Here is a 13,120-nt window from a genome sequence, read left to right as displayed (position 1 = left end):
ATGAAAATACTTCACAATATTAAATTAGTAGTACTAGCAATATTGATTACTTTTTCGTGTAAGAAAGAACATGATAATGAGGGTGGTATAAAAGCAGAAAGCAGTACGGTAATTGAGTTTGTAAACCCTTTTATTGGCACAGGGGGGCATGGTCATACTTATCCAGGAGCAACAGTGCCATTTGGTATGGTACAGGTAAGCCCGGATAATGGTATTTCAGAATGGGATTGGTGCTCTGGGTACCATTATTCAGACTCTCTAACTATAGGTTTTAGTCATTTACACCTTAGTGGTACAGGGATTGGAGATCTTAATGATATTAGATTGATGCCAATTAATAAAGAAGTAGATTTATCTACTTCTTTTAGCACAAGAGACGAAATACCTTTTAAGTCCAAATATTCTCACGATAAAGAAAAAGCTGTACCTGGATATTATAGTGTGTTTTTAGAAGATTTTAATATTAATGCAGAATTAACTTCTACCGTTAGAACAGCTTTTCATAGATACGAATATAAAGAGGGAGACACGCAATCTGTAGTATTAGATTTAGGATATGCTATTAATTGGGATAAAACTTTAGAATCACAAATACACATTGAAGATAAATTTACAGTTTCAGGATATAGAAATAGTACCGGATGGGCAAAAAATCAGAAAGTGTTTTTTGTGATGAAATTCTCTAAAGCCATCAATAACTATGATTTGTATACCGATACCAAAAAAACTGAAAATGTTAATTCTATTAAAGGTGTAAAGTCATCGGCGCAGTTGTTTTTTAACGAGGGAAATAAAAATCAATTACAGGTAAAAGTAGGAGTTTCTTCGGTCAGTGTTGAAAATGCAAAAAACAATATTTCTGAATATAAAAATAAATTTGAGTTTGATAAAACCGTAGAAAAAGCCAATGCATCATGGCAAAATGTACTATCTAAAATAGAAGTAGATACTAAAAACGATTCGTTAAAAACCATTTTTTACACCGCATTATACCATGCTCAAGTAGCACCGGTAACATATAGTGATAAGGATGGAGCGTTTAGAAAAGAAAATGATAGTATTGTTTTTGCAAAAAATTATACTGCATATTCTACACTTTCTCTTTGGGATACCTTTAGAGCAGAGCACCCATTACTGATATTCTTAGAACCAAATAAAGTTTCTGATATCGTAAATTCTATGTTAGCATATTATGAAAATAACAAGACATTACCTGTATGGACTTTATATGCTAATGAAACCAATACTATGACCGGGTATCACTCTGTTTCTGTGATTGCCGAAGCATATCTAAAAGGCATCAAAGGCTTTGATATCGAAAAAGCATATGAAGCGATGAAAACCACTATGATGCAAGATGAAAGAGGGTTGGAGTATTATAAAAAACATGGGTATATCCCATATAATTTGCTAGATGAATCTGTTACTATTACATTAGAATATGCCTATAATGACTGGTGCGTTGCACAAGTTGCTAAAACTCTAGGGAAAGAAGAGGATTATGAGTATTTCCTAAAACGATCCAAAGCATTTGTACATCTCTTTGATGCTAAGACAGGATTTATGAGAGGAAAATTCGAGGATGGCAAAAAATGGCACGAGCCATTTGATCCCAAATTTTCTGCTCATAGAGTGCATGCCGATTATACAGAAGGAAATGCATGGCAACATAGTTGGTTTGTGCCTCATGATGTTGAGAGGTTGATACAATTATTTGGAGATCAAACTACCTTTGTAGCAAAGCTCGAACAACTATTTACTGAAGATTCTGAAATTACCGGAGATAATATTTCTGCAGATATTACAGGTCTTATAGGACAATATGCACATGGTAATGAACCTAGTCATCATATTGCCTATATGTTTAATAAAGCTAATGCCCCCTGGAAAACTCAATATTGGGTAAGTCAAATATTAAAAACTCAATATAATACAACACCTAATGGATTAAGCGGTAATGAGGATTGCGGGCAAATGTCGGCTTGGTATGTCTTTAGCTCTTTAGGAATTTATCCAATGAACCCTGCATCAGGAGAATACCAAATTGGAAGTCCGATTTTTGAGAAAGCTACTTTAAAATTATCAGGTGATCTTAGTTTTAATATAGAAGCCAAGAACGTTTCAGATAAAAATATATACATCCAATCTGCAACCTTAAACGGAAAAGAATTTAATCGATCATATATTACACATCAGGAAATAATAGAAGGAGGAACATTGCATTTCGTAATGGGAGCATCTCCTAACAAAAACTGGGGTGTACAGAAATAACCAACTCTAAATGAACCTAGCTACCGTAGATATTGTAATAATTCTATGTTATATCATTATTACTCTTCTTTTTGGATTTTATGTTGCTAAGAAAGCATCAAAAGATATGAAATCGTATTTCCTGGGCGGAAATGAAATCCCCTGGTATTATCTCGGACTGTCAAATGCTTCAGGGATGTTTGATGTTTCTGGTACCATGTGGACAGTTACTATTCTTTTTGTCTACGGTATGAAAAGTGCCTGGCTCCCATGGTTATGGCCCGTATGGAATCAGGTTTTTATTATGATTTTTATGGCCGCGTGGTTACGAAGGTCAAATGTGATGACAGGAGCACAATGGATAACCTATAGATTTGGATCTGCCATGGGTGCTAAATTATCTCATATCATAGTAACAATCTTTGCTGTTATTAGCACTTTAGGTTTTATAGCCTACTTTTTTGAAGGGATCGGTAAATTTGCAATTGTATTTTTTCCTTGGGACTTATCTATAGACCTTGGATTGTTTGTAGTAGCTTCAGAGCAATCTTACGCTTTGGTAATTATTGGTGTAACTACTTTATACACTTTAAAAGGAGGAATGTATAGTGTAGTAGGAACAGAAGTCATTCAGTTTGTAATTATGACCATTTCATGTTTGGTTATTGGATATATTGCTTTTACTACTGTTACAGCAGAACAAATTGCCATCGCTACACCAGAAAACTGGAATAATTTATTCTTTGATATGAAATTAGATTTGGATTGGACCGGATATATCGATAGTGTAAATGAAAAGATAGAGAAAGACGGATTTTCTTTGTTTGGTTTCCTATTTATGATGATGATCTTTAAAGGCATTTTTGCCAGCCTTGCAGGTCCCGTTCCCAGCTATGATATGCAACGTGTTTTGTCTACTAAAAATGAAGCCGAAGCCTCAAAAATGAGTGCTTTTACAATTATTGTTCTTTTTATACCCAGGTATTTAATGATTACAGGTTTTGCCGTACTTGGTTTGGTATATTTAGGACCAGAATTACAACAAGCAGGTATAGATGTAGATTTTGAAACCATATTACCAGTGGCCATTCATCGCTTTGTTCCAATAGGTTTTAAAGGGTTATTGCTGGCAGGTTTATTAGCCGCTTTTATGGGAACATTTGCAGCATTTATAAACGCTGCGCCAGCATATATAGTTAATGACATATACAAGAAATATATCAACCCAAAAGCATCAAATAAAACATATATTAAGTATAGTTATTTATCATCTATTCTCATCGTATTAGTAGGGGTGATTGGTGGTTTTTTTGCATCATCTATTAATGAATTAACCATATGGTTAACCTCAGCTTTGTATGGAGGATATGCAGCAGCAAATGTTTTAAAGTGGATATGGTGGAGATTTAATTCTTATGGCTATTTTGGAGGAATGTTGGCAGGACTTATTGCAGCAACAATAGTACCTGGAATTTTTCCGGATACAACCGCCATTTACTTATTTCCAGGTATCCTGTTGATGTCCTTTATCGGATGCTTTTTAGGAGTAATATTAGGAAAACGAGATGATATAGAGGTGTTAAAAAACTTTTATAGAACCACCAAGCCCTGGGGATGGTGGAAACCAGTTATTGATGCAATACAAAAAGAGGACCCGGATTTTTTACCTAATAAAAACTTCTGGAGAGATATGTTTAATTGCGGTATTGGGATTATTTGGCAAATGACCTTTGTTCTGGTGCCTATGTATTTAATTATAAAAGAATATTATAGCTTGGCTTTTGCGATAGTATTAATGATTATTACATCGGTAATATTAAAGAGAACATGGTATGATAAACTTAAGACAAAATAATACTTTTTGAAAAGTAGTAATATTTATACTAGAAATACGATGAAAAAAGAAATACCATGGCAGGATAAACCTGAAGGGTGCACTGATGCTATTTGGAGGTATTCTGCAAATCCAATCATCTCTAGAGATGCTATACCCACTTCTAATAGTATTTTCAATAGTGCTGTTGTGCCGTATAATGATGGTTATGCAGGAGTGTTTAGATGTGATAATAAAGCTGTACAGATGAATATTTTTGCAGGATTCAGTCATAACGGGATTGATTGGGAAATTAATGAAGAGCCTATTATCATGGAAGCAGGAAATACAGAAATGATAGATTCTGATTACAAGTATGATCCTCGAGTTACTTTTATTGAAGATAGATATTGGATTACATGGTGTAATGGGTATTATGGCCCCACTATCGGGATTGCTTATACTTTTAACTTCAAAGAATTTTTTCAATGTGAAAATGCATTTTTACCCTTCAATAGAAATGGAGTATTATTTCCAGAAAAAATCAATGGTAAATATGCAATGTTAAGTCGCCCAAGTGATAATGGGCATACCGCTTTTGGCGATATATTTATTAGTTATAGCCCAGATATGAAATATTGGGGAGAACATAGAAACGTAATGCAGGCAACCCCTTTTGAAGACAGTGCCTGGCAATGCACTAAGATAGGAGCAGGTTCTGTGCCTTTCCTTACAGATGAAGGATGGTTGATGTTTTATCATGGAGTAATAAATACATGTAATGGATTTAGGTATGCTATGGGAGCTGCTATTTTGGACAAGAGTAGCCCGGATAAGGTAAAGTACAGGACAAAACCATACCTTTTAACACCTTCTGTGACTTATGAACAAATAGGAGATGTTCCTAATGTGATATTTCCTTGTGCTACTCTACAAGATATCGAGCAGGATAAAGTGGCTATTTATTATGGAGCAGCAGATACCGTGGTTGCATTGGCTTTTGGAAGGATAAGTGAAATTATTAAGTTTACTAAAGAAAATTCATTATAAAGTAGGTTAAAATGAAATTGAAACTTTTTCAAAATAGAATCAATAAAATACTTTGTGTCATCGTATTAATTTTGAGTAAAGCAACTATTGTTTATGGGCAAAGTGTTGAAAATGAGGTACTTCCAAAATCTTATATCGCGCATTATACTAAAGAATCAATAGATATAGATGGATCTGCTTTAGAATCTTCCTGGAGTAAAGCAAAATCTACAGAGTTTTTTATAGATATTGAAGGAAGCAAAATTCCAAAATATAAAACTACTGTAAAAATGCTTTGGGATGATGAGTATTTTTACTTTTTGGCAGAAATGGAAGAACCTCATGTATGGGGTAACCTTAAACAAAGGGACGCTATTATTTTTTATAATAATGATTTCGAAATTTTTATCGATCCTGATAATGACACTCATAATTATTATGAATTTGAAGTTAATGCATTAAATACACTGTGGGATTTGTTTATTACAAAACCATATAGAGAAGGAACCCCAGTATTAAATGATTGGGATGCTAATGGATTTAAATCCTCAGTCAAAGTAAACGGAACTATAAATAACCCAAATGATACCGATAAAGGATGGGTAATAGAAATAGCTATTCCATTTAAAGTGTTTAGAACGTCGTATTATCACAAAAATATTCCGAAAGATAAGTTTTGGAGAGTTAATTTTTCTAGAGTGAATTGGGATTTTGAACTTCAGAATGATAAATACTCCAGAAAACGAGATGATAACGGAAAATTTAAACCGGAATACAATTGGGTTTGGTCTCCTATCGGGGTAATTAATATGCATCAACCCGAAGATTGGGGATATGTATATTTTTCCTCAAAAGAAGTAGGAGAAAATGATGATTTCAGAATTCCTGAAGATGAAAAAGTAAAACGATTGTTGTATCAATTATATAGAAAACAAAAGGCATATTTTAAAAAGAACACCCGTTGGGCAAAAACCTTTAAAGAACTAGAAGCCAATGATCTGTTGGTTGATGGAAATAAGGTTGTTAAAACCATAGAGAATCATCAAACAGGCTGGAATATAACAGTTGTAAGCCCGCATACAAAACGTCTGTTTATTATTAAAGAAGATGGTAAAATTATCCAAAAAGAAGATTAATATGAAGATGCTCAAAATTATACTCTTGTGTAGTGTATTTATTAGTGTTAGTTGTAAAACTGAAACTAAAAAAGAAGAAGAAATTGTAAAAGAGGTTGTAGCAGAAGTAAAGACAACGTCATTTAAATATTGGACCTGGATTACTGCGAACCCCTCAAAATCAAATGATGAATATAGAGAAGAGTTTAAAAAATATAAAGAAAATGGCATAGATGCAGTATTGATAAATACTTTCGCTGATCCCGAAGTTTTAAAAAAAATAGCACCTTTAGCTACGCAAGTTGGTCTAGAAGTTCATGCCTGGATGTTTACTATGAATCGGCCTGGGGATGAAGTAGCCTTAAAGCACCCAGAGTGGTATGCAGTAAGTAGAGAAGGTAAATCGTGCCATGATACGCGACCATATGTAGATTATTATCAGTGGTTATGTCCTACCAGAGAAGAGTCCAGAGCACATATTTTGGGATTAGTAGAAGAACTGGCAAAGGTTGAAGGTATAACCAGTGTACATCTCGATTATATTCGATATTCAGATATCTATTTACCTATAGGGTTATTACCAAAATATAATCTAGTACAGGATGAAGAGCTGCCAGAGTTTGATTTTTGTTACTGTGATGTATGTATAAAAACTTTTGAACAAGAACATCATAAAAATCCAAAAGAAGCTAAAAATATTGCGATAGATATAGAGTGGAAACAATTTAGGCTAAATCAAATAAAAAAAGTGGTAGACGAGGCTTATGAAATTGCTCATAAATATAATAAGAAGTTAACCGCAGCTGTGTTTCCATATCCCGAAATGGCAGATCATATGGTTAGACAACGATGGGACAAATGGAATGTAGATGAAGTATTACCAATGATTTATCACAACTTTTATAACGAGGAAATAGATTGGATTGGTTTTGCTACCAAACAAGGAGTTAATGATCTGCAAGGAAAGCAAACTAAATTGCATACGGGAATATATCTTCCTCCGATGAGTGCAGACGATGTATCAAAAGCCATACAATTAGCAAAAGATAATGGAGCGTCAGGGATTTCATTTTTTGACGGAAATGCGATAACAGAAGAGCAATTAGAGGCAATTAGAAAATCAAAAAAGTAATCCGATATACGAACTTAATAGGTTATCAAAATCTGTGAGGTCTTATTCATACCAAAAATGAAAAAAATATTCTATTTACATATCATTCTTTTACTATTGTTTTGGTCTTGCAATCAAGAGAAGGTTTCAGTAAAACTACCAGAACAATCATTAACCTCTTATGTAAATACATTCATAGGAACAGATGGTCCCGGCAATACATACCCGGGAGCAACACTTCCATTCGGTATGGTGCAGTTGAGTCCGGATATAGGAATTCCAGGGTGGGATAGAATTGCAGGATATTACTATAAAGATTCTATAATCAGTGGTTTTTCTCATACACATCTTACCGGGACCGGAGCCGGAGATTTATATGATATTTTGGTAATGCCCACCAATAGTAAGTTTTCAAAAAAAATAAAAGAAAACAATTATAAACCATTCTCTACATACAGTCATGATAAAGAATTTGCTACACCAGGATATTATACCGTAGATTTATTGGATTATGGGATTAAAGCAGAACTTACAGCAACCAATAGAGTAGGCATACATAGGTACACGTTCCCTAAAGATACTGCAACCGCAATACATGTGGATCTGGGATACGCTATAAACTGGGATAAACCTACAGATACTTATATTGAAAAAGTGGATGACAAAACTATTCAGGGGTATCGGATGTCTACCGGATGGGCAAAAGACCAACGAGTTTATTTTGTAATGCAATTTTCAAAACCTTTTATGACGTATCAAGTGTTTAAAGATGAAGAGCTAACTACACTTCCCGTTCATGGAACAAATACAAAAATTGTACTGCACTATAACACAGAAGAGAATGAACAGGTTATCATTAAAACCGGGTTGTCTACAGCTAGTATTGAGGGAGCCCAAGAATCGCTAGATACAGAAGCTCCTCATTTCGATTTTGATCACTATATAAGAAGAGCACAGGCCACTTGGGAACGTGAACTGCAGAAAATAAAAATAAGCACACCAGATAGTGACAAGAAAAGTGTTTTTTATACAATGATGTATCAATCTATGCTGGCGCCAACATTACTAAGTGATCCAAATGGAAATTATAAAGGAGCTAATGATACCATAGTACATGCTACAGGTTTTAATCGTTATGATACATTTTCATTATGGGATACTTTTAGGGCTGCACATCCACTATATACTATTATTCAGCAAGAAAGAGTTCCTGATATGATCCAATCCATACTGGCTCATTATAAGGAGACAGGAGTATTACCAGTATGGTCCATGCAAGGGAATGAAACCAATATGATGATAGGGTATCATGCCGTTCCGGTTATTGTTGATGCATATTTCAAAGGTTTTCAATTTGATGCCAAATTAGCTTATAAAGCATGTAAAGAAAGTGCTATGGTAGATGATAGACAAATAGATATTTATAAGCGTTTAGGGTATATCCCGATAGGAGAGCATCATGAAAATTGGTCTGTTTCTAAAACGCTGGAGTATGCCTATGATGATTGGTGTATAGCCATGTTTGCAAAAGATTTAGGGAAAGAAGAGGAGTATACATATTTTATGAAACGTTCTGAGAATTGGAAAAGTTTATACAACGATAAAAATAACTGGATTCAACCTAAAGACACTTTGGGGAAATTTGTAGCACCCTTTAATCCAAAAGAATATACACCTTTTTATTGCGAAAGTAATGCCTGGCAATACTATTGGTTTGTACCGCAAAATCTAGAAGGGTTGATAAAAAGTACAGGAGGAAAAGAACGATTTACACAAAAGTTAGATTCTATGTTTTCTTACGATCCCAAACCAGAAGATAAACTACCAATATTTAGTACAGGAATGATTGGGCAATATGCACATGGTAATGAACCAAGTCATCATGTTGCATATTTATATAATTACGTAAATCAACCTTCAAAAACTCAGGAATTAACTCGTAAGATTTTAGAAGGACAATACAAAAATGAACCCAATGGACATTGCGGAAATGAAGATTGTGGACAGATGTCATCCTGGTACATATTTAGTTCCCTTGGACTTTATCCTGTAAATCCGGCACAGGGTGTATATCATATTACAGCACCGATATTTGAGCATACTGAAATACAGCTTCCACAAGGAAAAACGTTTTTAATAACGGCTAAAAACTTATCCAAAGAGAGTACATATATAAAGAACATAAGATTAAATGGAAAACCACTTGATCGTATGTATATAACACATAAAGAAATTGTAAATGGAGGGTTTCTTGAATTCGAAATGAGTAATTTTTCGAATGATGCGGCATTTATAAATATGTCTTTACCAGATTTAAATAAAATATATTGATTATGAGAACTAACACTAAGTATTACTGCTTGTCACTTTTTTTAATAGTAACAATTTTTGGCTGTAAAACTGATGAAAAACAAGGAAAAACAGCTGTTGTTAAGGAAGAAAAAGAAATTAAAAAGATTGTAAAGCCCATCGTTATTTCTACCTGGAATCATGGTATTGTAGCCAATGAGGAAGCTTGGAAAATATTGAGTAAAGGAGGTAGCGCATTAGATGCAGTAGAACAAGGGGTGCGTACTGCAGAAGCAAACCCAGAAGTACAAACTGTAGGATTGGGAGGTTTTCCTGATAGAGAAGGAAATGTAACTCTGGATGCATGTATTATGGACCATAATAGTAATTGCGGAGCAGTTTCTTTTTTACAACACATTAAACATCCTATTTCTGTAGCACGAAAAGTAATGGAAGAAACACCACATATAATGCTTACAGGCCAGGGGGCATTGCAATTTGCTTTAGAACAGGGTTTTAAAAAGGAAGAGTTACTTACACCAAAATCAAAGAAAGCATATGAAGAATGGCTTCAGAAATCTAATTATAAACCGGTAATAAATATAGAAAACCATGATACTATAAGTATGTTGGCATTAGATGAAGATGGAAATATCTCAGGAGCATGCACTACCAGTGGTGCTGCATGGAAAATGCATGGTAGGGTAGGAGACTCTCCGATAATTGGAGCAGGATTGTTTTTGGATAATGAAGTAGGCGCTGCGGCAGCAACAGGTTTAGGAGAAGCCGTAATCAGAACCGCAGGAAGTGCCATGGTGGTAGAATTAATGCGTCAAGGAAAATCTCCTTATCAGGCATGTAAAGAAGTAGTTGAAAGGATTTATAAAATACATAAAAATCATTCAGACTTAGAGTATTTACAGGTAGGTTTTATAGCACTTAATAAAGATGGAGAATATGGTTCGTACTGTTTACGCCCCGGGTTTAATTATGCGATACAAAATGAGATTTCTAGTAATGAATTATTAGATGCAGACTATATGATCAAATAAACTAGCTACTAATTAGCATGATAAGAAGGCACCTTTTCTATAGGATAGTAAAGATAAATATAACTAAATAGTTAAATTTTAAACGTATGAAAAAAAGGAATATTGTACTATATTTTTTACTTTTTTTTGTAATAACTGTTTTTATAAAATGGTTAATATCAAATCCAAAAGAAGAATATATATTACTGGCAAAAGAGAAGAGTACGGGACTAAGTTTAGAACAAAAAACATCTGAAAATGAAAAAAAAGTACCAGAAAAGATAAGCTATAGTTTTGATGTAAAACCTATTTTATCAGATAAGTGTTATGCTTGCCACGGACCCGATGCAGGCACCAGAGAAGCTGGATTACGTTTTGATACAGAAGATGGTGCTTATGTCCCATTAGGAGAAAATAACGATCGATATGCTGTAATACCTGGAGATGTAGAGAACAGCGAAATGATGAAGCGAATCTTCGCTAAAGATGTACATAAACTCATGCCTCCTACACATTCTAATCTTAGTTTAAATGATTATGAGAAAAAAATCTTAAAAAAGTGGATCAAAGATGGGGCTAAATGGAATACACATTGGGCATTTAAGGCTCCAGAAAAATCCGAAGTACCTGAAGTTAAGGACAAAAAATGGGCAAATAATGAAGTTGACCACTTTATTCTTAAAAAACTAGAATCCGAAGGACTTACACCATCAGTAATAGCAACTAAAGAAAAATTAATAAGACGTATTTCTTTTGACCTTACTGGTTTGCCACCTACGTTAGAAGAAATTAATGATTTCACTACAGACACTTCGCCCAATGCTTTCGAGAAAATAATAGATCGATTGCTTGCTTCTGATGCGTATGGAGAACGTATGGCTTTAGATTGGATGGAAGTGGCACGATATGCTGATACTCATGGTTACCAAGACGACCTGGAACGTACAATGTGGCCTTGGCGAGATTGGGTGATATCTGCATTTAATAAAAACTTACCCTATAATCAATTTGTAAAGTGGCAGTTAGCAGGAGACCAAATAGATAATGCTAGTCTAGAACAAATAGTGGCCTCGGGGTTTAATAGAAATCACAAAATTACGCAGGAAGGTGGAGTGATAGATGAAGAATATCGTGTAGAGTATGTAATGGATCGGACAAATACAACTTCTAAGGCCTTTATGGGACTCACTATGGAATGTGCCCGTTGTCATGACCATAAATATGATCCTATATCTCAAAAAGAGTTTTATGGTATGTATAGCTTTTTTAATCAGTTAAATGAAAAGGGAAGGATGGAGTATGGAGAAACACCAGAACCTTCTATAACGTTGGATCAAAAGATGGTTAAGGAAAAATTACCTTTTATTAGTATGCCGGATTCCATTCCTAAGGTAAAATTGATGGTAATGAAAGATGAAAAAGGAATACGAGAGAATCGATTACTAAATCGAGGACTTTATGATGCTCCTGGCGAAAAAGTACCTTATATCTTACCAGAGAAGGTACTACCTTTTTCTGATCAGTATACAGAAGACAGGTTAGGTTTGGCAAAATGGTTTTTTGATGATAAAAACCCATTAACAGCAAGGGTAATGGTAAATCGTTTATGGCAACAAATGTTTGGTGCAGGTATTGTCACTACTGCAGATGACTTTGGAAATCAGGGAGCACTTCCTACACATCCTGAATTACTGGATTGGTTAGCTGTAACTTTTAAAGAAGAAGGCTGGGATATAAAAGGTATATTAAAAAAAATAGCCTTATCAGCTACGTATCAACAAGATTCTAAAATTACTCCTAAGTTATTAGAAAAAGATCCTAAAAATGAACTATTAGCAAGAGCCCCACGCTATAAATTAGCTGCAGAAGCCATAAGAGACAATGCATTGGCAGTAAGCGGACTTTTAGTTAAAAAGATAGGAGGGCCAAGCGTAAAACCTTATCAACCGCCAGGGTTGTGGGCAGAAACAGCTTCAGGACAGGGACTTACAAGATATATTGAAGACACTGGCGAGGGGTTACATAGAAGAAGTCTATATACTTTTTGGAAGCGAACAGTACCCCCTCCGTCCATGCTCACATTTGATGCTGCATCTAGAGATTTTTGTAGTGTACAGAGACAAAAAACCAGTACTCCTTTACAAGCATTAGTATTAATGAATGACCCCCAACTTATTGAGGCATCAATTGCTATGGCTATTCAAGTATTGAAAAAAGAAGCTTTTGATGAGAAACAAAAGATTGAAGTTCTCTTTAGGAAAATTACATCTAGATACCCAGATGAAATAGAATTGAATAAATTATCTCAATATCTCAATGAACAACGAGAAAGATATATTAAAAATGATACAGAAATTACAGAGAGATTGCAAATAAACACATTAGATATTCCGGAAGATATCCAACCTATAGAATTAAGGGCATATACGGCTTTAGTGAGTTTACTATTTAATTTAGATGAGACCATAACTAAAAGTTAAAG

General features: G+C 34.4%; 8 protein-coding genes. All 8 read left to right on the top strand.

Annotation, left to right across the window (positions count from 1 at the left end; all coding sequences use genetic code 11):
* The 8 genes from Z054_RS0118370 to Z054_RS0118335 all read left to right on the top strand — a co-directional run bounded on the left by Z054_RS0118370 (position 1) and on the right by Z054_RS0118335 (position 13,118).
* A complete protein-coding gene (locus tag Z054_RS0118370; protein WP_024771507.1) occupies positions 1-2,271 on the top strand; it encodes a GH92 family glycosyl hydrolase in 2,271 nt (756 codons plus the stop codon).
* 10 nt (positions 2,272-2,281) lie between these two features.
* Positions 2,282-4,105, top strand: a complete 1,824-nt coding sequence (locus Z054_RS0118365; protein ID WP_024771506.1) for a sodium:solute symporter family protein — start codon at positions 2,282-2,284, stop codon at positions 4,103-4,105.
* A gap of 39 nt (positions 4,106-4,144) precedes the next feature.
* On the top strand, positions 4,145-5,113 hold the full coding sequence (locus Z054_RS0118360) for a glycoside hydrolase family 130 protein (RefSeq protein ID WP_024771505.1): 969 nt from the start codon (positions 4,145-4,147) through the stop codon (positions 5,111-5,113).
* 11 nt (positions 5,114-5,124) lie between these two features.
* Positions 5,125-6,228: a carbohydrate-binding family 9-like protein gene (locus Z054_RS0118355; protein ID WP_024771504.1), complete on the top strand. Its 1,104-nt coding sequence runs from the start codon at positions 5,125-5,127 to the stop codon at positions 6,226-6,228.
* A 1-nt stretch (position 6,229) separates the two neighbouring features.
* Positions 6,230-7,339, top strand: coding sequence for a glycoside hydrolase family 10 protein (locus Z054_RS0118350; protein WP_024771503.1), 1,110 nt, complete (start codon positions 6,230-6,232; stop codon positions 7,337-7,339).
* Positions 7,340-7,396: 57 nt separating this feature from the next.
* Positions 7,397-9,649, top strand: a complete 2,253-nt coding sequence (locus Z054_RS0118345) for a GH92 family glycosyl hydrolase (protein ID WP_024771502.1) — start codon at positions 7,397-7,399, stop codon at positions 9,647-9,649.
* A 2-nt stretch (positions 9,650-9,651) separates the two neighbouring features.
* Entirely contained in the window at positions 9,652-10,659 is a 1,008-nt protein-coding gene (locus Z054_RS0118340; protein WP_024771501.1) for an isoaspartyl peptidase/L-asparaginase family protein, read from the top strand.
* An 86-nt stretch (positions 10,660-10,745) separates the two neighbouring features.
* Positions 10,746-13,118 (top strand): PSD1 and planctomycete cytochrome C domain-containing protein, encoded by a 2,373-nt coding sequence (locus tag Z054_RS0118335; protein ID WP_024771500.1) that lies wholly within the window; start codon positions 10,746-10,748, stop codon positions 13,116-13,118.
* Positions 13,119-13,120 lie beyond the last annotated feature (2 nt).

Origin of the sequence: Aquimarina macrocephali JAMB N27, from assembly GCF_000520995.1 — a bacterium.
GTDB classification, from domain to species: Bacteria; Bacteroidota; Bacteroidia; order Flavobacteriales; family Flavobacteriaceae; genus Aquimarina; species Aquimarina macrocephali.
The sequence above is the reverse complement of the archived record's forward strand: the minus strand, read 5'-3'. Positions and strand labels throughout refer to the sequence as shown.